Annotated in this window: 18 protein-coding genes and 5 pseudogenes; 4 read left to right on the plus strand and 19 right to left on the minus strand. The window is 56.4% G+C overall.

Annotated features, from left to right (window positions below):
• Positions 1 to 282 precede the first annotated feature (282 nt).
• The 5 genes and pseudogenes from GOB90_RS13550 to GOB90_RS13570 all read right to left on the minus strand — a co-directional run bounded on the left by GOB90_RS13550 (position 283) and on the right by GOB90_RS13570 (position 3,681).
• Entirely contained in the window at positions 283 to 654 is a 372-nt protein-coding gene (locus GOB90_RS13550) for a hypothetical protein (protein WP_146892951.1), read from the minus strand.
• Positions 627 to 1,391: a TonB-dependent receptor domain-containing protein gene (locus tag GOB90_RS13555; RefSeq protein WP_146892953.1), complete on the minus strand. Its 765-nt coding sequence runs from the start codon at positions 1,389 to 1,391 to the stop codon at positions 627 to 629. The genes GOB90_RS13550 and GOB90_RS13555 overlap by 28 nt, the downstream gene beginning before the upstream one ends.
• Positions 1,342 to 1,863 (minus strand): annotated as a pseudogene (locus GOB90_RS13560) (transposase); the annotation flags it as partial. The pseudogene GOB90_RS13560 and the gene GOB90_RS13555, both read right to left, overlap by 50 nt.
• Positions 1,864 to 2,020: 157 nt before the next feature.
• The gene (locus GOB90_RS13565) at positions 2,021 to 2,176 is read right to left on the minus strand and encodes a hypothetical protein (protein ID WP_173572096.1); all 156 of its coding nucleotides are present in this window, start codon (positions 2,174 to 2,176) and stop codon (positions 2,021 to 2,023) included.
• A 77-nt stretch (positions 2,177 to 2,253) separates the two neighbouring features.
• Entirely contained in the window at positions 2,254 to 3,681 is a 1,428-nt protein-coding gene (locus GOB90_RS13570; protein WP_261766048.1) for a tetratricopeptide repeat protein, read from the minus strand.
• 345 nt (positions 3,682 to 4,026) lie between these two features.
• Here GOB90_RS13570 and GOB90_RS13575 point away from each other — a divergent pair, with 345 nt between their 5' ends.
• Positions 4,027 to 5,070: a 2OG-Fe(II) oxygenase gene (locus tag GOB90_RS13575; protein ID WP_146892957.1), complete on the plus strand. Its 1,044-nt coding sequence runs from the start codon at positions 4,027 to 4,029 to the stop codon at positions 5,068 to 5,070.
• Positions 5,071 to 5,148: 78 nt separating this feature from the next.
• Here GOB90_RS13575 and GOB90_RS19820 read toward each other — a convergent pair.
• The 4 genes and pseudogenes from GOB90_RS19820 to GOB90_RS13595 all read right to left on the minus strand — a co-directional run.
• Positions 5,149 to 5,310 (minus strand): annotated as a pseudogene (locus GOB90_RS19820) (IS5/IS1182 family transposase); the annotation flags it as partial.
• Positions 5,309 to 5,422 (minus strand): annotated as a pseudogene (locus GOB90_RS13585) (transposase); the annotation flags it as partial. The pseudogenes GOB90_RS13585 and GOB90_RS19820, both read right to left, overlap by 2 nt.
• A 138-nt stretch (positions 5,423 to 5,560) precedes the next feature.
• Positions 5,561 to 7,234, minus strand: a complete 1,674-nt coding sequence (locus GOB90_RS13590) for a carbohydrate porin (RefSeq protein ID WP_146892964.1) — start codon at positions 7,232 to 7,234, stop codon at positions 5,561 to 5,563.
• 537 nt (positions 7,235 to 7,771) lie between these two features.
• Positions 7,772 to 8,318: pseudogene (locus GOB90_RS13595) on the minus strand (transposase).
• A gap of 170 nt (positions 8,319 to 8,488) precedes the next feature.
• Here GOB90_RS13595 and GOB90_RS13600 point away from each other — a divergent pair.
• Positions 8,489 to 9,245, plus strand: a pseudogene (locus GOB90_RS13600) (IS5 family transposase).
• 9 nt (positions 9,246 to 9,254) lie between these two features.
• Here the strand turns inward: GOB90_RS13600 and GOB90_RS13605 are convergent.
• The 4 genes from GOB90_RS13605 to GOB90_RS13620 form a co-directional block, all read right to left on the minus strand.
• Positions 9,255 to 10,010, minus strand: coding sequence for a glycine betaine ABC transporter substrate-binding protein (locus GOB90_RS13605; protein ID WP_146889807.1), 756 nt, complete (start codon positions 10,008 to 10,010; stop codon positions 9,255 to 9,257).
• 73 nt (positions 10,011 to 10,083) lie between these two features.
• Positions 10,084 to 12,177, minus strand: a complete 2,094-nt coding sequence (locus tag GOB90_RS13610; protein WP_173572098.1) for a M13 family metallopeptidase — start codon at positions 12,175 to 12,177, stop codon at positions 10,084 to 10,086.
• 127 nt (positions 12,178 to 12,304) lie between these two features.
• Complete coding sequence (locus GOB90_RS13615) at positions 12,305 to 13,135, minus strand: acyl-ACP desaturase (RefSeq protein ID WP_146889804.1); 831 nt, start codon at positions 13,133 to 13,135, stop codon at positions 12,305 to 12,307.
• 214 nt (positions 13,136 to 13,349) lie between these two features.
• A complete protein-coding gene (locus GOB90_RS13620) occupies positions 13,350 to 15,143 on the minus strand; it encodes an EAL domain-containing protein (RefSeq protein ID WP_242012032.1) in 1,794 nt (597 codons plus the stop codon).
• A 148-nt stretch (positions 15,144 to 15,291) separates the two neighbouring features.
• On the opposite strand from GOB90_RS13620, the gene bioB reads away from it, so the two are divergent.
• On the plus strand, positions 15,292 to 16,299 hold the full coding sequence (gene bioB / locus GOB90_RS13625; protein WP_146889801.1) for a biotin synthase BioB: 1,008 nt from the start codon (positions 15,292 to 15,294) through the stop codon (positions 16,297 to 16,299).
• A gap of 372 nt (positions 16,300 to 16,671) precedes the next feature.
• Here the strand turns inward: bioB and hpnR are convergent, their stop codons facing one another.
• The 6 genes from hpnR to nth all read right to left on the minus strand — a co-directional run bounded on the left by hpnR (position 16,672) and on the right by nth (position 21,708).
• Complete coding sequence (hpnR, locus tag GOB90_RS13630) at positions 16,672 to 18,210, minus strand: hopanoid C-3 methylase HpnR (protein ID WP_146889798.1); 1,539 nt, start codon at positions 18,208 to 18,210, stop codon at positions 16,672 to 16,674.
• 167 nt (positions 18,211 to 18,377) lie between these two features.
• A complete protein-coding gene (locus GOB90_RS13635) occupies positions 18,378 to 18,704 on the minus strand; it encodes a hypothetical protein (protein ID WP_261765981.1) in 327 nt (108 codons plus the stop codon).
• 59 nt (positions 18,705 to 18,763) lie between these two features.
• On the minus strand, positions 18,764 to 18,955 hold the full coding sequence (locus tag GOB90_RS13640) for a Trm112 family protein (protein WP_146889795.1): 192 nt from the start codon (positions 18,953 to 18,955) through the stop codon (positions 18,764 to 18,766).
• Positions 18,956 to 19,002: 47 nt separating this feature from the next.
• The gene (locus GOB90_RS13645; protein WP_173572102.1) at positions 19,003 to 19,710 is read right to left on the minus strand and encodes an LON peptidase substrate-binding domain-containing protein; all 708 of its coding nucleotides are present in this window, start codon (positions 19,708 to 19,710) and stop codon (positions 19,003 to 19,005) included.
• Between the two features lie 12 nt (positions 19,711 to 19,722).
• A complete protein-coding gene (locus tag GOB90_RS13650; RefSeq protein ID WP_146889825.1) occupies positions 19,723 to 20,694 on the minus strand; it encodes a thioredoxin family protein in 972 nt (323 codons plus the stop codon).
• A gap of 186 nt (positions 20,695 to 20,880) precedes the next feature.
• Positions 20,881 to 21,708, minus strand: coding sequence for an endonuclease III (nth, locus tag GOB90_RS13655; RefSeq protein ID WP_146889788.1), 828 nt, complete (start codon positions 21,706 to 21,708; stop codon positions 20,881 to 20,883).
• Positions 21,709 to 22,143: 435 nt separating this feature from the next.
• Here nth and GOB90_RS13660 point away from each other — a divergent pair, with 435 nt between their 5' ends.
• The gene (locus tag GOB90_RS13660) at positions 22,144 to 23,574 is read left to right on the plus strand and encodes a carbohydrate porin (RefSeq protein WP_373322123.1); all 1,431 of its coding nucleotides are present in this window, start codon (positions 22,144 to 22,146) and stop codon (positions 23,572 to 23,574) included.
• The last annotated feature ends 124 nt before the right edge of the window (positions 23,575 to 23,698 follow it).

Genomic DNA, 23,698 nt, shown 5'->3' on the forward strand with positions numbered 1-23,698 from the left:
CTCAAACAGTTCCGCGCTATCGCAACCCGATACGACAAACTGAAATCAACTTCCTCGCAGCCGTTCAGTTCGTCTCAATCATCATCCTGCTTAACTGACGACACGCCGTAGGGCGATCGTAAAGCCGATCGTCGGCATGTGGCGTATCTCTTTAGCATCTGCGCCCCGTGCGAATATGCCGGACGGTAATGACAGCAAGAAACAGCTCACGAAAAGATAAAGTCGATTCAACATAAACTGAACAACCTGGTGTGATTCAAAATCCGGTAGAAACCGTACCCGTCATCGAAAAGCGCGGTTCGACGATGTAGGTAGCGCCACCGGAACCGGCGACGGTAGTGCCGTTGAGCAGGGCATAGTCTGAGTGTTGGTTGTCACGCCTGTCGGCCCGGTCCGCACAATTGAACCGGTCAGATTCGTGAAATTCATGCGAAAGGTCGGGATTTTCGCATAAAGGAAAGGCTTGAAACGATAGCCAATGGTCAGGGTGTCACTGACATCGCCCAGCCTTCTCTCATCATTGACAAGCGTGACGGATTGGGGGCCAGCATAATGCAAGGAAAAATTGTCACAAAACTGATCGCTGTCGTAGCTCAGGCCGAAATTTGCCATGATCCTCGGCGACATCACGACTTCCAGACCCTTGGTCGGCATATAGGATGTATCGTCAGTGTGGCATGCAGATATTCAAATGACGCGTAAGGACTGAAATGGCGAATGGGGCGCCCAGCCACCATCAGGTCGAATCCCCGTGCGGTCTGATTCCCCGCATTGATCACCCCGGTCTCGCCATTGCCGAGATAGGTCGTCAGAGGGCGATTCTTTATATCATAATTGAACAGGGACAGATCAAGCATGATATGATTATCGTGATATTTGTAGCCAAGCTGTTCTGTAACGGAATACTGGTTCCTGGGTAACGAACTGCCAGGATTTACCGTGATGTTGGACGGGTTGGGTTGTCGATAATTACCCTCGGCCTTCACATAGATCTGATTATGATCATTTGTGTCGTAGCTAATCGCGAGATGCGGAAGGGGAGCCTTGTTGTTTTCCCTGGTCCGGCTTCCGTCACTACCTAATTGCCAATAATTTATTATGGCATATTTAAAACCACCGATGATCTTCAGTTTGTCGTGAAGATATTTCGCGGAATCCTGCATGAATATGGCGTGCAGTCCGTAACCGGCATCTTCTACGGGGCCATCATACGCGCGACTTCCATCGGGATTATACAGGGCATAATTCAGATTATTGGGATTGGCATCTCCGCCGCCCGGCAAGGTGGCTGTGATCGGGTCGAGTGTCTGAGAGGAATTGTTTTCGTACCAATATCCAATTTCCGCTTGTGTCTTCCATCGACAGCACCATATCGGCAAAGGACGGGACATCAGCTGATGTGGCGACAACGCCGGTTGTCACGATCAGCTGGCTGTCTTCGGCGCAGACCACAGCTTGCGCATTGTAAGCCTGTCGGAATTCATGGCCGTCCGAACGCCGCATGAGGCGGCTGTCGGGATCGGTCAGGCTGATCTGCCTCTCGGGTGGTGGTTCATCCTCGGACGGTTTCGTTACCCTGCCGCGATGCCCTGTTTTCGCGTCATATTCGGCTTTCTTCTTCTCGTATGCCGGCCGCACCGCCTCAGCCTGCTCTCTCTGGCATCGGCCTCCAGCTGGGCGCAGGCTTCATTCAGCTTTGCTTTCAGTGTTTCCCCGCCGGAACGCGGCAATCGTGTCGTGATCCGGATGCAGGTTCGTCGCCACGAAGTGCACCCCGATGTCGCGATATGTCGCCCGTTCGATCCGGCGTGAGGAAAACAACCCGTTCGTGTAACTGAAGGTCAGAAGCGCCAGCATCAGGCGGCAAGAGATATGGCTGATCATGGTCAAACGGGATGAAACGCTTCATCCCGACAGACTACAGCCTCGCCATTTCAAAGAGTAACCCAAACCCAACAGACTGATAGACGGATTTTTGGCCGGGAAGGAGACGTGCGGTTGGATTCAGACAGTTTCTATCTCACGGTCCCTGTTTCACAGATTTCAGGTCGTCCTGATAACCGAGCGCCTCTAACTGCTGTTCTTTCGTCAGATGTTTGTCCGGTTTGCTGTCACCGAACCAGGAGCACGCAGCAAGAACAGAGCAGGTCAGAATAAGAAGTAAAGCTCGCTTCATTTCCAGATTAATTCCCGTATTTATCCGGAACGACCATGCACGAATGTGTGTCGAAATGCGAGGCCCTTCCTGCTCTGTCAGATTGTTACCTGGTCAGAAGAGTGCGCGTTGTCTCTGTTTCGTTTGCACCCCACAAATGGGGCGAGATCAGTTGCGATCTGCTGCACCGGGTCGGACCAGTCGGATGGCACCTTCTGGCGGTAAATCCGTAAAGAGCTGTACCACGGGGAATCCGTCCGTCCGGTCAGCCAGCGCCAGCACTGAGCGTGGCGTGACAGCATCCAGACCGGGTGGCCAAGAGCAGCCGCCAGGTGCGCGGCAGATGTATCCACGGTAATAATCAGATCAAGATTGCTCATCAGAGCGGCTGTGTCACTGAAATCGACAATCTCTGCCGTGTAATCGATCAGACGTATTGGAAATGGCGGGTCGCCAGCCTGCGAAGCTCTGTCACCGATTTGCAGGCTGTAGAAAACAACGCCAGGATTCATCCTGGCCAGTGGCGCGAATGTAGCAAGATCGACTGAACGCCGACGATTCACGTAAGCAATTTCCCTGGTTTCATGGCGAGGCGCTCCCGCCCAGACCAGACCCACTTTCGGCGATACGGCCGCTTCTCTTGGAGATGTGCCCGCATGTGCTCTGATTTTTTCAGCCCAAAACGAAACCTTCGCCGTATCAGCGCACAGGTAACCTTCGGCTCCAGGAATTGAATCCAGTGTTGTGCCAAGAGCCAGAGGAAGGCTGAGGATTGGGCACTGAAAATCATGCACAGGGACCGCCTCTCCCCGCGCCAAAAATTCCAGACCTGGAAACGAAAGGCGCATTAGGGAAAGAAGGTTCTTTGGCACGACTGTGATCAGGCGCCCCATCCGCAGTGCTACAGCCGGAAGAAACCTGGCAAACTGGATAATGTCACCAAAGCCACCTTCAGGGGTAATAAGGAGGGTACAGTCCGGGCAGATTTCGCCCTGCCATTGCGGGACAAACCCCCGGTTGCCGTTTGCTGCTCCTCTGTTCCAGCGCCATTCGAACTCTCTGAAACCATCCGCATAATTGCCTGAAGTCAGTAGTGAAAGTGCATAATTTGTTCTGTTGTAGGCATTGTCAGGTGCAAGCCATACCGCATTCCGATGAAACTTCTGCGCAAGAGCGTGGTCGCCGCGCCTGTCCAGTGCTACACCCAGATTGCTCATGGCCAGTGGATGAACGATTCTGATCTGCAGGCATTTTTTATAAGCAACGGCCGCATCTGTGTAATATTCCATCTGGAGCAATGCATTGCCCAGATTGCACCATGCATCAGCATTCTCAGGGTCAAGAGAAAGGGCGTGAGTCAGAGTTTTATGCGATTTTTCAAATCTCTGAAGATCGCATAGTAGTCCGCCGTAATTACAGAGGGTGTCTGCATCATCGGGATCTTTCCTGATTCTCTCCAGATAAGCTCTCTCTGCCGCATGAAAATTTCCGGCTCTGTGATGTGCTTCTGCTGTTTCGTCTGCCACATTTAAAAAACCATTTGTCATGTATGTTGCAGTTTAAATCAGAACCAACGGTATCATTTTTCTCGGCTCTATTTCTGGCAACAGATCAGTTTTAAATAAATAGGATAAAAATTTTTATAAAAAATTATCGTAAATTAAAATGAATTTTATCCACAAAAAGATTATCAGAAAACAGAAGGATTTATTTTTAATTGAGACGTGTATTTCTTATTAATTTTATCTCATAGGCGAATTTATATCTGATTAATTCCCTGTAAATTCTGATGCGATACATTTGTCTGTAAGGCACAGGCGGTGCGCTCCCGGGCGGGACTCGAGCTGCCCGCCACGGTTTGGAGACTTTCAATGCTGGCTGGCACACGTGCCCCGTTTTGTTATGGAATGAAGCAGAACAAACAATTTTATTCTTTTGATACTCAGTCTGGCCGGCCAGCCGTCATTCTGAGCGCCGGCACTCTGCACGTTCAGGCCATACTGCCGCTCTGCAAAGCATTTGAGGCCGCCGTCGCAACATTTACTTTGTATAATACAGATATTATTCTTCTGGTCGCCAGCCAGAGCCTATGCGTGCCGGAATATCTGCCTCTGTATTGCCAAGGAATTACGATCGTTTTCTGCGTGGAAACATTTTTTGTTCAATCTGGATTCACTGGCGATGTGCCGGAAGCCTTCATCATGGACCGTCAGCAGCGTATTGCCGCCGTACTTGATACAGACGAAGTCTCGTCATGTGTTGCTCGCGCGAAAAGTTGCGTCGCCTCTCTGGCGCAGGAGTCCGCTCGGGAAATCCTTCTTCCGGCTCCGGTTCTGCTTATTCCCGGACTCTTCGATCCGAATTTCTGTCAGGCTCTCATCACTTTTTTCGAAAACTCGCCTCACGCCGCCGGTGGCATGGCCAGTACCGGGCCGGATGGTAAGCCCGTTCATCGCGTCGACAACAACAAGAAAAAGCGTGAGGATTTTGTCATTCCGCCTGAAAGCGATCTCGCGGCGCAGATTCTGGGAATCCTCGAAACCCGTTGTCTGCCTGAGATGAAAAAAGCGTTCCAGTTTGAAGCCTGCAACACCGACAGACTGCTGATCGCTCGCTACGATGAGACTGGCGGGTATTTTCGTCGTCACCGCGACAATCTCGCTCCGGCAACGGCTTTTCGACAGTTTGCTCTGTCGGTTAATCTTAATACCCACACTTACGACGGCGGTTTCCTACAGTTTCCTGAATACAACGATCACCGCTACAGACCACCCGTCGGAGCGGGAATCATTTTCTCAGCTTCTCTGCTGCATGAGGCCACCCCGGTTACAAAAGGAAGCCGCTACTGCTTTCTCACCTTCTTTCACAATGGTGCATCAGTCAGCACGTCCCCAGAACAGGCTGTTTGCGCCTAGGGCTTGTCGTCATTTAATACCGCTGATTGCGGAGACGAGTTGCGCGGCAGCCAAGAATGTTGACTTCAGTTTGTCTTAGCGTGTTGTAATACCTCTGAACTGCTTCAGTCTGGCAAAGAAGCGTTCGAGGATGTTTCTGTTTTTATAAAGCAGGAAGCTGGTCTTCCGGGGATTTCTACAGTTTCTTTTTGATGGAATGACCGGTGTGATCTCCCGCTCTTCGAGCTTATCGATCAGGGAATGTCGCGTCACTGATCCCATACTTGCGGCAGAAATCCGCGATCTTCAGTTCAGATTTCTGCCCCTTCAGGACGCCAATGATCTGTTCTTCCGTGAATCGACTGCGTTTCATTCGTCCGTATTTTTCTCGACCGGACTCTATTTCAAAATGGTCACATCCCCAAGGAGCACGTCACTCTCCAGCAGGACGATTTTTCAACGAAAGTTAACACTCTATCGTTATTCGATTTCCACAATACGTGATTCTCTTTCAGAAGGCCACATTCACAGCCGTGCTGAGAACGACCGCATCTTTGAAAACAGTTGTCCCACCCACATGGCTTACATACTGGAAGTCAGGTTTGATCGTAAAACCCTCCAGGATGTGAAAGCCATAATAAGCTTCGTAAATGGCCTCGTGTCCCTGAATTCCGTAGGGAGTGCCGTAGTTCCCGCCGGGAAGGGCAAGACCGCTGACGGCGGCCGCTTCCTGAGACAGCACGGCGGAGCGGCTGAATTTTGACCACAGGAAAGCAATCCCGACGCTATCCAAAGGGCGTTTCCACCATGCCCCCGTATCCATGAGCACGCTGGTAAAACTTTGGCTGATCTGCGATGTCTGGCCCGATCCCCACCCGAAATACCCTCCCAGGATGAGACCGTTCAGTTCACCGGGACCATGCCGGATAAGCATCTGGTCCGCCAGCACCCACACGGAGGTCTGGCCGCTTTGTTTACGGGGCGGCAATCCGGTCTGGACCCAGGAATTCCCATTAATATCCTGATAGAGATCGCTGTAGCGCGAATTGTCGTACATTACGCCGACTTTATAATGACCAATCAGATGATCGGAGCCGAACGACGGAATCCAGCCGGCCTCAACCTGAGTAGAAAGCTTCCCGAGGTCGTCCTGCGCCCATGCCCAGCCGGAGATGCCGCCGTTATAGGCATGGGGAGAAACGGCGAAGAGACCGCCCATGAGATAGAACTGCCTTATCGGCATGATGCGAAGAACCCCACCGATATTGCCGGAGGGCCACCCGCGACTCCCGGCAAGGAATTTCGTGGGAGATTCGCCACCGCATAGCCAGACGTTCATGAAATTGCAGACCCACGGTGAATTCTGAAAAAACGTCCCGGAGGGAAACCAGCCGGCAGCAAGATCAATCTTTCTGTGCAACCAGGCTTTTTCGAAATAGGCCCATACAAGGTGAGCGACGACATTTCCGCGACTGCCGTAAATCTGCTGAACCTGGTTCGAATTATCTCCGTATAAACGGCTCAGGTTGGTACCGTGTCCATTGATCACGAGCATGTGTGTCCAGAAATCATTCGACCACGAACCAGCATTCAGAAATTTCTGCCAGTCAACATCCAGAGTGGCGCCGAGCTGTCCCGCATCGCTGTAAGCACGTCTTTTACCCCCCGAGACGTTGCCCGCTATATCCTCATAATCGTCCAGGGCGAAATAGAGCCCCCTTTTCTGAAGCCAGGGCTGAACGCCACCCCAGTCTCCAAGCAGGTGAGTCGTGCCGTAAGGCGGACCGAAAGATGGCGGACCATAAGAAGACCGAAGAAATCCGGGAATTTCTTCATAAAGCGGTATCGTCGGCTGTGTTTCGCCAAAAGGAGTCGGGTTCGATACGACAGGGGGTTCCGGAGTTTTATTAGTGTTGCCGATAACGCTCTGAAGCCATTTCGGTAGTTCAGATTTTTCTTTGCTTTCATTCTGTGGAGGCGAACTTGCTGCCGCGGCAGCCGGGTCCAGGATTTTCGTTTCCTGACCGGGCGCGACATCCTGGGCAAAAGCGGGCGCGGCATGAAATAAAAGCGAGCCAGTGAGAACTGCTGCCCGAAGCGAATATGCCGGACGAAAATATTGTCTGAGCCTGAAGAGACCGGCCAGACCGGATCTGCAATGACCGGGCTGCAAGGAAATATGCATATCGCAACCCTCTAAAAAAAATGCCGCAAGCATAATGAAAGAGGAGCGGTTGCTCGCAGCCAGCCTAAGGGCGACCAGAACAAGCAGATATTCATACTCACCGAATAGATTGCGGGCAGGGGAAATGACACCCGGATACTTCTGTAACGGGCGCACTTTACACGTTTATTGTGCAGACTCATTCTTAAACCGTCCTGATTTTATTATTGTTGTTTTTGCACGGCATGAGAGTAGATTTGTTTTGCACGAATACGCTCTTGAAAAGAAAAAGTTTCCTTATCGTATTATAAAATTCTCCATGTATGTCGGGCTCCGTTCAGAAATCGGCCGATTATCGGAGTGACTGCTTCCCAAGACCTGAAAGGGAAAAAACTCCCTGTGGGCCTCTGGCCCCGATCCGTCGGCTGAATGTTTCAGAAGACCTATGTAGTTCCTTTTCTGCAATGCGGTTTCCATATCAGCCTGACACTGGCTACCACAGCACAACCTTCGATGTACTTTCGTAAAGTTTTCCATAAGGAAAACTAGGCTCAGGACTCATTTTTTGAGATAGAAGATGAAGCTTGCGGCGATATGGATTGCGGCCATGAAGGTGTGAGCGCATCTGTCATATCGGGTTGCGACCCGTCGCCAGTCTTTCAGCTTTGCGAACATGTTTTCAATAAGGTGGCGCTTTTTGTAGAGATGCCAGTCGTAAGGCGGCTTTGATTTCCGGTTTTTCTTCGGTGGAATACACGCGGTGATATTCCGCTGTGTGAGAGACTGCCTGATCCGGTTGCTGTCATGGCCTCTGTCTCCGATGACTTCCTGCGTTTCATCAGCAAGATCCGCCAGCCTGCTCACTCAGAGCACTGAAAATCCGGTCGAAGACGCCCGGGCGGCTCCAGCGAATGAAACGATTGTATAAGGTCTTGTGCGGGCCATACGCTTTCGGAGCATCTTTCCACTGAAGCCCGTTCCGGATGACGTAAACGATCCCGCTCAGAACACGTCGGTCATCTACCCGCGGAACACCGTGCGCAAGTGGAAAATACGGTCTGATCAACTCCATCTGACGCTCGGACAGCAAAAACAGATCACTCACAGGCTCGCTCCTCCACGTCGCCCTGTGAATCACTGATTGCCGCTCATTGCAACAGATTAACAGGTCCTGAGCCTAGGGCGTGTCGTCAGTTAGCGCTGAGCCTGGTCGGGAGCTTGTACTTTCAGGGCGTATGTGCTTCGTGAAGTCCCTGATTTTCAGGGAAACGGGTGATGCGACGTTACGGCTTGCGAGACGACCAGTGGGAGTGGCTCAGAGAGCTTCTTCCGGGTCGTGAGGGGCATGTAGGCGGAACCGCCGCAGACAACCGTCTGTTCGTCGAGGCCGTGCTTTATCGTTACCGGACCGGTATTCCGTGGCGGGATCTTCCTGTCCGTTTCGGAGACTGGAAGAACGTTCACCGCCGGCTACGTCGCGGGTGTGAAAGCGGTGTTATTGAGCGGATCTTTCATCATCTGGCCGCTGATCACGACAACGAATACATGATGATCGACGCCACCATTGTGCGGGCGCACCAGAGCACAGCGCGGGCGCCCGTAAAAAGGGGGCGCTGATCAGGCCATCGGACGATCACGAGGGGGGGGGACCACCAAAATCCACGCCGTTGTCGATGCTGCCGGGAAGGCTGTGGCCCTTTCCCTGACACCCGGACAAAGAGCGGACATCACTGAAGCAGGACCTTTACTGCATGAAGTCGATCCCAAAGCCTTCATCGCTGACAAGGCTTATGATGCCGATCCCCTGATCGATAAGCTCGAAGAGCGGGAGATCACACCGGTCATTCCATCAAAAATAAACCGCAGAAATCCCCCGAAGACCAGCTTCCTGCTTTATAAAAGCAGAAACATCATCGAACGCTTCTTTGCCAGACTGAAGCAGTTCAGAGGTATTGCAACACGCTACGAAAAACTAAAGTCAACATGCCTCGCTGCCGTGCAACTCGTCTCCGCAATCAGCGGTATTAAATGACGACACGCCCTAGCGCGGCAACAGTTTGCCGCGCTGCCAGGCTTCAGCCGCGTCATCCGCCGTCATGCCTTCGTTACGGACCGCATCGTCAAGCGCGCTGACCACCTTGTTGCCAAGGGTCAGTTCATCCAGCTCATCCAGCATGTCAGTGTCGGCCCGCTCCCGCATCGCTTTGCTCAGCAGCAGCCGCGCCGTCAGCTCTTTCCCGGCCGCGCCCTGCGGGTCGGCCAGCGGACGCAGAGGCATCCGGTGAATCAGATAATTAGGCGTGAACAGCGGCGCGATCACCGGCTCCCTCGCTTCGATTGCTTCCGCAATTGCTGCATAAGCCTCGTCATCCGGGTGCGATTCGATAGTAAAACCGGCTTCGGTCAGCCGGTACCCGGCCACCATCTGGCGCACACGTGGCACCAGAGATTCCGGTGTCAGCAGATGACGGGCCGCGTCCGACGCCACGAGACCGGCCATGGAGTCTAGACCGGCCAGCGGAGCGCCCGGACGATCGGCGACAAAGAAGCCAAAAGCCGGCCGATACAGGCAGCCCATCGGCTCGACCGCCGGAGACAGGAAAACAGAATCTTCATCCGGATGCCAGACCGTGGCGAAAAGGTCGATTTCGCCACCGGCCAGCATCTCGCCAAGCGCTTCCGCCGGCCCGACAACGTAATCCGGCTCGATTTCATACGCTTCCAGAACGCGCGCCACAGCGGCTGCAACGGCCGCATGAAGCGAGGTATTCCTGTAGCCCAGTGTCAGCGTCGTCATCGAAAACCATCCTCATGTCACGCTACGTCGTCACCAGCAGAAGCGGGACCAGCGTCTTATCTAAGATAGATCGTTACCAGATTTTTACACGTGCGTCCGGTGCAAGATAGAGAGCCTGCCCGGGCTGCACATTCCACGCCTTGTACCAGGCATCGATATTATGCATCGGCAGATTGACGCGGGCCATCGGCGCCGAATGCGGATCAATGGTCGCAAGCTGACGAGCGCGGTCATCCCGCACTTTCATCCGCCACACCTGCGCCCAGCCGAGAAACACGCGCTGGTCGCCTGTCAGACCATCCCGGGCCGCAGAAGATTTGCCGTCCGGCGACAGGCGATAGGCATCCAGCGCCAGAGTAAGGCCGCCAAGATCGGCGATATTCTCGCCCATCGTCAGCTTTCCGTTCAGATGCACGCCCGGCAGCACCTGGAACGCATCGTATTGCGCCGCAAACCGCTCACCGAGTTTTTCAAAGCGAGCGGCATCTTCTTTTGTCCACCAGTCGCTCAGACGGCCATGCTCGTCGAATTTGCGTCCCTCGTCATCAAAGCCATGCGTCATCTCATGACCGATTACGCCGCCGATCGCGCCGAAATTGATGGCTGTATCCGCATTGGGATCGAAGAAGGGCGGCTGCAGGATCGAAGCCGGGAAAACGACCTCGTTAAAGACCGGGTTGTTGTAGGCGTTGACGGTCTGCGGCGTCATGTCCCATTCGTCACGATCGACCGGCTTGCCGAGATGACTGAGCCAGTAAGCCCATTCGAAAGCTCCGGCCCGCGCGGCGTTGCCATAAGCATCGCCGGGACGGATGGTCAGCCCGTCATAGTCCCGCCACTTCTTCGGATAGCCGATCTGGATTTCGAAATTATCGAGCTTCGTCAGCGCATGCTGCTTCGTGGCGGGCGCCATCCAGCTGTTGTTCTGCAGACGGATACGGAAGGCCGCTTTCAGCTGCTTTGTCAGCGCTTCCATTTTAGCCTTGCTCTCTGGCGGGAAATAACGATCGACATAGATTTTGCCGATTGCCCAGCCCATGGCGCTCTCCGTCACGTCCGCGCCGCGCTTCCACCGGACGGCAAGCTGCGGCTGACCCGCAAGCGTCTTGCGGTTGAACTCATAGGACGCGTTCACGAAAGGCGAGGAGAGATAAGTCGCGGCATTGCCGGCGAGGTGGAAGGCAAGCCAGGCCTGAAGCACAGGGAGCTTCGCCGCGCCGAGGATCTTCGCCTGTCCGGCGATGGCTGAAGGCTCGCCCACAATCAGCTTCGCCGCATCGGCCTGCTGCGGGCTGATCCCCGCGCCGGACAGCCAGGAGGTCCAGTCGAAGCCCTGTGCCAGCGCGGTCAGCTCTGTCAGAGAGCGGGCGTTATAGGTTTTGTCCGGATCACGCATATCCGCCCGTGCCCAGTGAACACCGGCGATGGACGTTTCCAGTGCTACGATATCGCCAGCCCGCGCCACGGCGTCCGGCCAGCCGGCCAGGCCGAGCATTTTCACGATATAAGCCTGATAAGCCTGTTTTTTGGCGGCGAATTCCGGCTTCAGATAATAATCCCGGTCCGGCATGCCCAGACCGTCCTGATCGACATAAACGGCAAACCTCGTCGGGTCTTTGGCGTCCGGCATGATGCCGAGCGAAAAGCCGCTGGTCTGAAAGGTTGTCTGTCCGGTGCCGAGCAGACGAGCAAAATCAGCCGGCGTCTTTACAGCCCGGATCGCGGCGAGATCGGCGGATAGCGGGGCCGCGCCCAGCTTTTCAATCGCCGTTTCATCCATGAAGGTAGTGTAAAAAGCGGCCAGCTTTTCGTCGCTGCTGAGCGGGCTGGCGGACGGGGTTTTCGCCAGGCTGGTCAGAATATCGCGGACACGCTGCTGAGACAGTTCGCGCAGCCTGTCAAAAGCGCCGAAAGACGTGCGGTCAGCCGGAATGACCAGGGCCCGCACTGCTTTGCCATCAGCATAATCGAAGAAATTATCGCCCGGGCGAACGCTCGTGTTGCGGCCGTTCAGATCAAAACCCCACGGTCTGATCGCAGCCGCGCCGGTTGTCTGCGCCGGAGCGGCGGGCACCGCCATGGCTGACATGGCAAGGCAGGTCGCCAGCATAAAACCACGCCTGCCGGCGCGACGAAGTGTAGCGTGACCGGGTTTGTGAAACAGCATGCAGCGAGATCCTCACGGCACGGCGGCGTCCGGCGCAGGATCGCCGCCGTCATCATTATTCGTTACGTACCTGCTTAGGTCACGCGGCTGCCCCCGCAAAGAGGGCAGGCACCATTTCTTCAGGAATTCAGATGCCGGCGGCCGCGGCGACTTTCGCGAAGCTTCTCTGACGCTGACGAATCAGCGCATAAACCAGTTTTGAAGCAATGGCATGGACACGGCCATGTGGCCGAAATCCGATTGTTTTCAGGACCATGCCGGTCACACGATCAATATGCTTCTGACGATAGGCCATCAGCGCACGCGACATATAACCTGCAATGCAGCGACGCCGGTCATAGGGCACCGAAGGCGGTTCGTTTGTCGTGTAGAAAGCTGAGGCCAACTCATCGTCCTCGCTTTCCGTGACGCGACCGATCGCGATACGCGCGCGAGTCCACGGCCCAAGCCGTTCGCGCTTCAGATAACGGTGCATGTGGTCATAGAACAGCTTGAAATGCCGGTATTCGTCGGCGGCGATCTGCTTGCAGATGGCTTTCAGCAGCGGTTCTTCGGTCGCGTCGGCAAGCGCGGAATAAAACGAGGAGGTTCCGGTTTCGACCATACATCGGGCGATCAGCTCGCCCGTGCGGGAGCCGCGCACGGAGGCCGTCACGTTCAGATCAATATGGTAGCTGGAGCGGTAGCGCTCGAAGGCGGCGGGATAATCCCATGCCGGATCGGCCAGCATCGCCCAGCGCCCGAGCGCATCACCATGCTGCACTTCCTCAATCGCCCAGTTATCGGCGGCCTGCTGAAAATCCGTGTCGTCGCTGAAAACGCGATTGAGATAGACTGCATAGTCCACACCGTTGCGCTCCACGACAGCCGCCGCCTTCACGATCGCGATGACATCAAGGTCCACATGTGAAGAATCGAAGCTATCCCAGTTCAGCTGATCGATGTGCCAGTGCTTCATTCCGCCTCTTCCCTGCGTTTCTCACGCTCACGCACGCCGGAAGATCGCTCAGCGTGACGGTCCCGGTCCGGAACGGAGCTGTTCCGGGGGGACAACAGGCAGACGCCTGACGTGATTCCGATCCTTCGCCTGCCTCCAAATGCGCGTGGCGTCAAGAAAACAACATCATAATCGGGTCGGGCTGCCTGCATTCCGGCTTTAACGCATGACCCGGTCAGGTGTTGCTGCCGGTCATCACTCTGGCCCGCGAGGACTGAGCCGCAGGCACAGGCGAGGCCTTGCGGGCGGACTCGGGAGGAGGCACGCGGGTTGTGCGCGGCTTAGCCTTCGGTTGCACCCGGGAAGGCGCCTCCGGAGACGTAACAGGAGCGCTTTTCCCCCGGTTGAGGGCGGCAAACAGCGCGTCAGTCGTGACCGGCTTTCCGAAAAGCCAACCCTGCCCGCATTCGATTCCCAACTCTCTGGCCAAAGCCGCCTCGACATCGGTTTCAACCATCTCCGCTACGGTGCGGCAGCCCAGTTCAAAGCTGCATCGGGCAATGGCGCGAATGAGAATTCTGTCACGCCCGCTTGTCATGGCATTGCGAAAAAAATGCCCGTCTATCTTGATATAATTGACCGGAAAGCGTCGGAGATATTCGAAACTCATGGCTCCGGCCCCGAAATCGTCGAGACAGATGCGGTGCCCCCGGTGAAACAGCTTTTGCAGCAGGGCGGCCGGACGTTCAAAATCCGTAATGCCGCGCGTTTCGGTGATTTCTATCAGAAGCCGGGACGGTGCGACCTTTGCCTCGGGCGAATCGAGCAGATTCAGCAGACGGTCGGCGAATTCGGCCGACTGAACAGAGCGGCCGGAAATATTGAGCGCCACACGCACACCGGGCGGCATTTTCTGCAACATACGAATTGTTTTGATGCAGTTGAGGAGATCGAACGTGTTAATCATGCCGATCTGCTCGGCGATTTTGATAAATTCGCCCGTATTTGAGATGCCGCGCGTAACACCTTCGGCGAAACGGGTCAGAACCTCATAATGCTGGATGGCGCCGGTTTTAAGCGCGATAATTGGCTGCAACACCTGAAAAAAAGTGTCATCTTCGATGATGTCGCGACAGGCAACGGCCAGGCCGCGATCCCGGTGTTCGGACGCCGCCAGACATTCCGGCAAATTTTCAAACGAAAACGCTTCGCTGGCATCCGCGGCAAACGTGCTCAGGGCAAAATTAAGCGCGGATTCAATCTCCCTCTGTTCCAGCAGGGAGGAATCCAGTGGTAATGACCGGCTGTAGGTCGCGGCCAGCAGGGAATCAGCCGCCGTCGCGATTTCCTTCTCGACAAGGCCCGGGCTTTTTTCTCTGGGCCAGATATAGGCAAAAGCGCCGTTATTAAGACGCGTGACCGCCCCGCCTTCGCTGTACGTTCGCAGGATGCCTTCCACTTCCGCCAGAAACGCCCGCGCCAGGGCACTTTCGCGCGAAGCGGCAATCCGCATAAGCTGCGGGAGAGACAGCATGACAATATTGAATCTGGACGGCTCTCCAGGCCCCGGCGTCAGGCGCCTGGCGAATTCGATAAACGCGGCGCGGTCAAGCAAACCATCGCCTTCCGGGCAGGCGATGAAGGCGCGGTCCATGATTGTGGCGGTAACAAGCCGCTCTCCGGGCACCCCGGGCGTGTCGGACATCCCGAGAATGGCGGTGCTCGTGTCATGTTCTCCCTGAAGAAAACGGACAGTGAGACGGTTCATCATGCCCGTATTGTCGAATTCCTCGACAGAACGCCGGAAATATACCCGGTCGGCGGGAACCAGAAGATCGAACAGCGACAGACCGCGCACAGCTTTCGGCTGATGGCCGGTCAGCTTCCGGATGGCGCCGCCGACATGACGGATGCGGAAGGCGCGATCGACTTCGAACAGAACATCCGCGGCGGCAAACGCCAGCGCGGCAAGCTGTTCCAGCTTACGGTCCGTGGCTGTTCCGGAATTGCTGTCACCGTCGGCCGCCATAATCTCCGCACAAAAATCGTTTCGTCGCGACTTTGCCGAAAAGAGAATAATGACTGCTTAATTTACCGGATAACCGCTACATCCACTCTGTAAATCGGGTCGATTCCGTGCCAGACACAGGCCAACCGCAGACAACAGGAATGCTTGCATGCCCGACGGCAGCCCTTTCAGCGCCCCCGCTCCTTCTCCCGCGAACCGGAGCGGTATGATCCGCCATGACTGGACGCGCGAAGACGTGCAGATGCTCCTGGATCTGCCTTTCCCCGAGCTTCTGTATCGGGCGCAGACTGTCCACCGCACGCATTTCGACCCGACCGAGGTTCAGATTTCCACGCTGCTCTCGATCAAGACCGGCGGCTGTCCGGAAGACTGCGCTTACTGCCCGCAAAGCTCCCGCCATGAAGAAAGCGTGAAAGCCGAACGCCTGATGGCGGTCGATCGCGTCCTCATCGAGGCAAAACGGGCCAAAGAGGCGGGTGCCGCCCGCTTCTGTATGGGCGCGGCCTGGCGCTCGCCGAAGGACCATGACCTGGAAACGGTCTGTCAGATGGTCGAGGGGGTCAAGGGACTCGGACTGGAAACCTGTGTCACACTGGGCATGCTCGACACGAAGCAGGCGCACCGCCTGCGCGAGGCGGGGCTGGATTACTACAACCACAACATAGACACCTCTCCCGAGTATTATGGCGAGATCATCACCAGCCGCACGTATCAGGACCGCCTGGACACGCTGGAGAATGTTCGCGATGCCGGCATCAACGTGTGTTGCGGCGGCATTGTCGGCATGGGAGAAGGCGAAGGGGACCGTGCCGGCATGATCGCCACTCTGGCATCGATGCCGAAACACCCCGAGAGCGTGCCGATCAACCTGCTGGTGCGCGTTGCCGGAACGCCGCTCAGCGAGGCCGATGAGGTCGATCCGATCGATTTTGTCCGTGTGATTGCGGCAGCCCGGATCACGATGCCGCTGAGCCATGTCCGTCTGGCGGCCGGACGCGAAAACATGAACGACGAAACGCAGACCCTGTGCTTCCTCGCCGGCGCGAACTCGATCTTCTATGGCGAGCGGTTGCTAACGACACCCAACCCCGCCGCGATGCGCGACCGGATGTTGCTGGACCGGCTGGGAATGCGAACGACGGTGATCGGACACTGACGTCAGACGATCCGGATTTCGCCTGCTCTGGAGCGTTTGCAGGATTTCAGGCAGCAAACCCGGATCTGCTAATCAACGAACCGGTTTCCAGAGGCATTGTTCGCATTAAGTGTTGCTGCGTTTCTCGGGGCTTTGCCCTGAAACCCGACAGAGGCCGCTGGTCTTTGGAAACCTGCTTATCCGGGGTGCAAGGATCTGTGGTCCCTGCCGGGTACGGACAGAGCCCTGAGCGGGACTAAACAGCTAACATCAACACCTACTAACGACAACAGAGCCTTTCCTGAGGCCCCGGGCCTCTGGCGGGGTTCGGGGCAAAGTTCTGAAAAGACACTGCTCCGCTCCCAAACGCTGAAACGGGCGGGGTGCGCCCCGTCAGGCGTCTTCACCCATCCGGGTTTCATCGACAAATTTCTCCGTCGCATCGTCCAGCGAGCGGGATCTGCGTCCCTTCGGATTGTGGACATACAGCGTTTTGGCGTCGATTGTCTCCACGACATCCGGCTGGACCGGCATTTCGTAGCGCGGGCGGCGCATATGGTCGGCCAGTTGCAGTTTTGGATTAAAGACCGAGTTAAATTTCCAGAGCATCTTAACAAAGTTTGTTTGCCCTTTGGCGAGAAGCCGCGCCGCGATACCCGCCGTGTCGCGCAGGGCCGCCCAGCCCATATGCTTGGTGTTCAGAACCTGCTGCGTTTTCACCAATTCTTCGTAAAACTCGGGAAGAGACAGCGTTGTCGGCAGAACAGCATGCTGAATGTCGAACAGCCTGTAATCGCGCGTTGTCAGGCGCCGCGCTTCCTTGTGCCAGATCTCGGTGCCGGGATAAGGCGTTGTGACAGAGATGTTGACGATATCGGGGATTTCCAGACACCACTGCCTGATGGTTTCGAATCTCTCTTTCGACCAGGACGGATCGGCGATCAGATTGATCGCCACGATCAGACCCAGTGAGCGGGCGTATTCCAGAGCTTCAAAATTACGATCGAGAGAAACACGCTTGCGGAATCGTTTCAGCCCTTCTTCATCAACGGCCTCAAGCCCGATGAAGATATAGCTCAGCCCGATCTCGCTCCACTCTTTGAAGACTTCCTTATTGCGGAGCAGCACATCCGCACGGGTCTCAAGATAATATTCTTTTTTGATGCCGCGATCGCGGATTTCCTTCGCGATCGCCAGGCCGTGCTCCGCATGAACGAAGGCGACATCATCCACTATGAAGACGCCAGGCTCCTTCAGGGATTCAAGTTCATCCGCGATAACGGTCGGGCTCGCCGTCCGGTAAGACCGGCCATAGAACGTCCAGGCGCTGCAAAATGTGCAGTCCCAAGGACAGCCGCGCGCGAATTCGATTGAGGCGGCCGGATCGAGCGTGCCGATGAAGTACCTGTTGCGGTGGCGCAAAAGATCGCGGGCCGGCCGCACATCGTCCAGACTTTTGACGAACCCTGGCGGCGGCCCTTCAAAATTCTTACCGACGACACCGGGCACCTTAGAGATGTCACCCTTCTTCCAGCCGTCGAGCAGAGGGCCAACGCCGGGTTCGCCTTCGCCGCGCAGAATGCAGTCGATCGCATCCCCGCCAAGCTCGAGAATATCTTTCGCGATGAAAGAAACCGAGTGGCCGCCAACGAAGATCAGAGCACCCGGCAAGCGCTCGCGCGTTTCTTTGCACAGATCGACAATTTCCGGAACATTCGCCAGATAATTACCGGAGAAACAAACCGCTTCAGGTTTGAATTCGCTGACCATCTTCCAGTAATCGTGATGCGTCTCTGCCTGAAGATCTATGAGCTGGACATCATGGCCTGCATCTCTGGCGGCGCCGGCAATGAGTTCAAGACCAAGAGGCTCAAGCCTCAGAAACACCCGCGTATACATGAGCGCACTTGGGTGAACAGCGAGAAGTTTCATAACCGCCTCCGTCAACGGCACACAGGTAAAAAAGGAGGGCAGGCCTTGTGCCGGGCAGAGACATATCACTATCGGATGCTAAATGTGACTTACTCACTACATTTTTCCGCGGCCACCACGTCTGCGATTACTGCATGACATAGGGAATTCCATTTACCTCAGACATATCAGTTACCGGAATTCGGGCGAACTGTTCCTTGCGGTCGCCCGTATGTCACCTCCGTATCCGGCGTGACATTCGACGTTCCGGGTTTCGGCAGCGATGTGCCCGCATAGGGAGCTGGCTCATAGCCACTGCCTTTCGGCGCGGACGCATCGCTGTAATCAGCATTGCGCTCCCGGCGCTGCTCCGCTTCGGCCGCTTCCGGGAAATCCCGTCCGGGCCGCTCGGAAGGCACGTCAATATTATCCCCGGCGCGCGGGTCCTGACCACTCATGCGGCATGACAGGAGGAATGCCATGACCGGCAGGAGCAGAAGCCGTCGTTTTGTCACAGCGCCTCCGGCGAGAGCGCGGCTGGAATCGTCCGGAGAGCCATAACCGGTTCCGTCCGTCAGCTGATCTGGCGGGCTTCCTCTGGCAGCATCACCGGAATGCCGTCACGAACAGGATAGGCCAGACCAGCCTGTTTGCTGATCAGTTCTCCCGCTTCCCGATCATAAAGAAGCGGGCCTTTCGTGACAGGGCAGACGAGCACCGACAGCAGTCGCTGATCGAGAGGAGCGGAGGTGTGGGCTGAGGACATGGGGCAGGTCTCCGGGGTGCTCGGGTTATGGTCAGTTAATACCATCTCTATGACGGACCTGCGGCGTCAGGAAAAGGGCCGGGCAAATCAAGCAGCGACTGTAACACGCGCGCCCGCTCCGTCAGAGAGACGGCTTCGAGAAGAGCCTGCTTTTCTGATGACGGGAAGGGGCAGATCATAGGGAGCGCGACAAGAAGCGCGTCATCCCCCATCTGGTCGATCACTTCCCATCGCACCCCCAGCCCCCGCACGGTGAAATAGTCTTTAAGAGATGTCAGAAGCTGGCCGCGATCGAACGGAGCGGAAGGGACTTCGCTCAGGTCGCCGGCATAAGCGGACACATCGATGCGGGCCACGCGGTAACCGCGCCGGCCTTCGCTTTCCCGAAGGTAACGGAAACGGGCAATCCCGGTGAGTGTGACGGCGAACGTGCCATCCACACGCTCGGAAAACGAGCTGATCCGGCCCAGGCACCCGACATCGAAGAGCGGTGGGAGGCCCTCGGCTTCATCAGCCTCGTCATCGAGTTCGTTGAAAGGCTGGATGATCCCGATCAGACGCTGATCCGCCAGGGCGTCTTCGATCAGCGCGATATAACGCGGCTCGAAGACGTTGAGCGGAAGCCTGCCCTTCGGCAGCAACAGCGAGCCGAAGAGTGGAAACAGCCCGATTTCGACCGGAATATCTGCCAGCGTGAGATCCGGCAGCCGGGGAACGAGTCTCGGGATGTCGTCATCAAAAAAAGATGCTTCCAGCCTCATGTCCCCTCAGGAAAACAGCAGCGAAGACAGACGGCGACGCGCGATAAGGGTCGCGGGATCGTCGTGGCCCCAGGCCTCGAAGAATTTGAAGAGAAGCTGTTTGGCGGCCCCTTCGTTCCAGTCGCGGTCGGCACGCAAAATCGTCAGGAGTTCAGCGGCCGCTTCCTCCCGGTGACCGGCAACATTCAATGCGCTGGCCAGCTTCATGCGGGCATCGAAATCTTCCGGATCAGCCTTGATTCTGGCCCGGAGTTCGTCCGCCTCACCCGCGACGCGCCGGCCTTCCTTCTTCAGTTCAAGAGCCGCGCGGGCACCTTCAATTTCCGGGTTCGTCGTAATGGCCGGCGGAACGTCTTCAAGCGCGGCGTTCGCGGCGTCCTCATCATCAAGAGCCAGCATGGCGCGAATGAGCCCTGCCCAGGCGGTCGGATTTTCATGCTCGTCGCCAAGCACGGCGGAAAACAGCTCGGCGGCGCGCTCGAACTGCCCCGTTTCCATGGCGGTATGGGCTTCGGAAAGCAGGTCGGCGCTCGGGAGCGTGCCGCCACCAGCGGCCTGCAACACGGTTTCGACGAATTTCTTAACCTGGCTTTCCGGCAGAGCGCCCTGGAAAAGATCCAGGATCTGGCCTTTCCAGAAAGCGGCGACCATCGGGATCGACTGCAACGGCAGCCCGAGACGGGTCAGCTGCGCGGTCAGCTGACGATTGGCCTCGATGTCGATTTTGACGAGTCTGACACGGCCTTTGGCCGCGCGGACGACTTTTTCGATGACCGGTGTGAGCTGTTTACAAGGACCGCACCAGTCGGCCCAGAAATCGACGAGGACCGGAACACTGTTGCTGGCGTCGAGCACGGTCTGCATGAAGCTGGCTTCATTCCCATCCGTGATGAGATCAGCACCGCCCTGTCCCGCCGAAGCCTGTGTCGCCGCGCCTGGCGCCGGGGCGGGTGGGTTCTGGCCGATTATATAATCCATCGTCTGCAAATCCTGCTTCTTTGCGCCCCGCCCGGCACCGGACCATGCCACACGGGTCTCGCCCGCCTGGTTCTGGTCTAGCGCAGGGCGTGACAAACACAAACCCATTCAGCTCCGCTGCCCGGACGGTTTCCGGGCAGCGGGTTTATTCCTCCGAGATTGGAGCGCGATGAATGATTCGCAATGTCAGGATTTCGCCCGGCGAGGCGGAATCAGTTCTTTTTCAGGGTAAAGGCAGCAGGCGGTGGCGGCGCAGCGCCAGCATTCCGGACGGCGGGCCTTGCAGACATAGCGACCCTGCAAAATCAGCCAGTGATGAGACTCCCGCAGGAGATCGGCGGGGATTCGCGATTCGAGGCCGTGTTCCACGTCGAGCACGGTTTTGCCACGCGCAAGGCCGGTGCGGTTGGCCAGACGAAAGCAATGCGTGTCAACCGGAACGGCGGCCTGCCCGAACGCGACATTGAGAACGACGGCGGCAGTTTTGCGCCCGACGCCCGGCAGAGATTCCAGCGCGTCCCGATCGGCGGGAACCTCGCTGTCGAAACGATCGACAAGCGCCTGCGAAAGCGCGACGACATTCTTCGCCTTGTTCCGCCAGAGCCCAATGGTGCGGATATAATTCCCTACTTCATCGGCAGTCAGCTTTGCCATCTCCGCCGGCCCCGGAGCAACGGCGAACAGGGCAGGCGTCACGCGGTTGACCGAGGCATCGGTCGCCTGAGCGGCCAGGGCGGTGGCGATCAGAAGCTGAAACGGCGTTTTGAATTTCAGCTCGGTTTCGGCATCAGGCCAGGTGCGGGCGAGATCGGCGAGGAAACCGGCAATTTCCGTCTTCGTCATGTTGCGCGGTGCATTGGCGGTGCCGTTCGGCGCGTGCGTGGCTCCCCCGGGTTTCCGCTTCGGCGCCGGTTTCTTTGGGGCCGGCTTAGCGGTCGCGGCTTTGAGAGCCACTGATTTCCGGCGTCGGGGCGGAGTGGATTTGGGAGATGAAGGAGGCGTTGGGTCGGACATGTGACAGAGAGTTTCTCACTCCGGCGGGGTGGTCGTCAAAGGGGCATCTGAACCGGATGGTTCACGCAGGTCAGGACATTTCGCGATGAACGGACCTTCGGGCGCTCCTGGTGCATGGGGTCCACACAACCGGGCAAGAGTTTCCTGCCCTCCCGACATATAACGCTTTTGTGATCTTAAGTCGGTTACAGGCCGGGAACTATTCACGATTGATATGCCTTTGGCCCATGTCCTGATAAACCCGGACGCGCGATCAATAAGGTCAATAAAAACATGCGCATATCTGTTATCAAGGCCACAGGAGTCGTCGGACTTTTTTGCGTGGTTGCCCCGGATTACTGCCGGCCGGCGCGGGGAGCGCCAGTCGAAACGCCGGCCGAAATGCCGGAAGACGGCGGGAAAGTCGCCATTACGAGCACCACTACCTCGCAGCAGATGGCATCTGCGGGCGGCTCATTTCCACAGAAAACAAGCTGGGGACGGATCAGACCGACACACCCGGTCATGCAGTCCATTCAGCTCTACCCTCCGGCGGCGAGCGGGCCAGCCGGTGTCACCGTCCCTTCGGACACGACTGAAGACAGCTTTTTCCCGGCTGATTTTCACTCCTGGCTGACGCAGAGCACGATGACGGGAAACTGGCACGGCTGGCGAACCTGGCTGATGAACAAAGGCGTCAACATCAGCGGCCACTACTTTGAAGACAGCGCAGGCAACCCGATGGGCGGCAAATCCCAGAATGTGCGCTATGCTCACGAAGTCGGCATCAACGTGGATTTTGATCTGAAAAAACTCACGGGATATCAGATCGGACTGTTCCACTTCATCGTCACCTCCCGCGCGGGGCTGGGTCTGGGAGCGAAGCTTCCGGCGCTCGACAGTCCGCAGGAAATTTACGGATCTCCGACGGTGCGGCTGTCCCTTCTCTCATGGGAAATGCCCTGGAACCACTACGTGAGAACCAGTGTCGGTGAAATAAATGCCGAAACCGACTTCGAAACCTGGTCTTACTACTGGGGAATGAATAATTACTGTCAGTTCCAGAGTAATGCGATCTGCGGCATGCCCCAGTCTATCGCCTTCAATTCCGGTTACAGTTATTACCCAACCGCGCATCCGGGCGCATGGGTCAAATTCTACCCGGCCGGAAACGATCATTATTCTGTTCAGTTCGGCGCCTACTCCGTCGATCCGACGATCGCGAACACCCATAATGGATGGAAAATGAATCTGCACGGCGCGACAGGAACGTTTTTACCGTTCCAGCTTGTCTGGCACCAGGGCGGCAAAGACGATTACAGCGGCCCTCTTCAGACAAATGTGAAGGTCGGCGGCTACTGGGATACGTCGGAGGTGAGCAATGTCTACTCTCATCTCTCTACATTTGACATCCCAATGCAGTATCTGGTTACTGCGCCCGTCTCCAATGTGAGGGGCCGTTTCGGCGGATGGTTTCAGTTCGACCGGATGCTGCAACGTGACCAGAACGATTCAAAGCGGGGAACGTCTTTCTTCGGCTCCTTCACCTGGGGCGATCCGCGAACCTCCGTCGCTCCCTACTTTGTCGACTGGGGCCTGACACGCAAAGGAACTTTCGCAAGCCGGCCGGATGACACAATCAGCCTCGGCATGAAATTCCTCTGGGTGAACCCCAAACTGACAAACTGGGTCCGTGAATTGCAGGCCAGCGGTGTGACCGGCGTGTACAAACCAACCGGAGAACACGCGATCGAACTCAACTACGGCTGGCGTCCGACCCCCTGGCTGCTGATCCGTCCGGGCGCCCAGTATATCTGGAGCACCGGCGGAACGAACCGGTACAAAAACCCGATCATTGTCGATGCTGAAGCCGGCATTACGCTTTGACGATCATATTTCAGCTGATCGACACGTGCTGGCGGCAACTGTCGCTAGCACTTTCCTTTATTTCATAAAGAAAAACCTTAGATCATACTCGCCTTCGGCTCCGGACGAACAGATTTTCGGGCAA

It is taken from the genome of Acetobacter oeni (assembly GCF_011516825.1).
Classification (GTDB): domain Bacteria; phylum Pseudomonadota; class Alphaproteobacteria; order Acetobacterales; family Acetobacteraceae; genus Acetobacter; species Acetobacter oeni.

Coding starts and splice junctions, on each gene's coding strand:
- GOB90_RS13550 (WP_146892951.1), bottom strand. CDS start 654: ATGCCGACCAAGGGTCTGGAAGTCGTGATGTCGCCGAGGATCATGGCA.
- GOB90_RS13555 (WP_146892953.1), bottom strand. CDS start 1,391: ATGTCCCGTCCTTTGCCGATATGGTGCTGTCGATGGAAGACACAAGCG.
- GOB90_RS13565 (WP_173572096.1), bottom strand. CDS start 2,176: ATGAAGCGAGCTTTACTTCTTATTCTGACCTGCTCTGTTCTTGCTGCG.
- GOB90_RS13575 (WP_146892957.1), top strand. CDS start 4,027: ATGCTGGCTGGCACACGTGCCCCGTTTTGTTATGGAATGAAGCAGAAC.
- GOB90_RS13590 (WP_146892964.1), bottom strand. CDS start 7,234: ATGCATATTTCCTTGCAGCCCGGTCATTGCAGATCCGGTCTGGCCGGT.
- GOB90_RS13605 (WP_146889807.1), bottom strand. CDS start 10,010: ATGACGACGCTGACACTGGGCTACAGGAATACCTCGCTTCATGCGGCC.
- GOB90_RS13610 (WP_173572098.1), bottom strand. CDS start 12,177: ATGCTGTTTCACAAACCCGGTCACGCTACACTTCGTCGCGCCGGCAGG.
- GOB90_RS13615 (WP_146889804.1), bottom strand. CDS start 13,135: ATGAAGCACTGGCACATCGATCAGCTGAACTGGGATAGCTTCGATTCT.
- GOB90_RS13620 (WP_242012032.1), bottom strand. CDS start 15,143: ATGGCGGCCGACGGTGACAGCAATTCCGGAACAGCCACGGACCGTAAG.
- bioB (WP_146889801.1), top strand. CDS start 15,292: ATGCCCGACGGCAGCCCTTTCAGCGCCCCCGCTCCTTCTCCCGCGAAC.
- hpnR (WP_146889798.1), bottom strand. CDS start 18,210: ATGAAACTTCTCGCTGTTCACCCAAGTGCGCTCATGTATACGCGGGTG.
- GOB90_RS13640 (WP_146889795.1), bottom strand. CDS start 18,955: ATGTCCTCAGCCCACACCTCCGCTCCTCTCGATCAGCGACTGCTGTCG.
- GOB90_RS13650 (WP_146889825.1), bottom strand. CDS start 20,694: ATGGATTATATAATCGGCCAGAACCCACCCGCCCCGGCGCCAGGCGCG.
- nth (WP_146889788.1), bottom strand. CDS start 21,708: ATGTCCGACCCAACGCCTCCTTCATCTCCCAAATCCACTCCGCCCCGA.
- GOB90_RS13660 (WP_373322123.1), top strand. CDS start 22,144: ATGGCATCTGCGGGCGGCTCATTTCCACAGAAAACAAGCTGGGGACGG.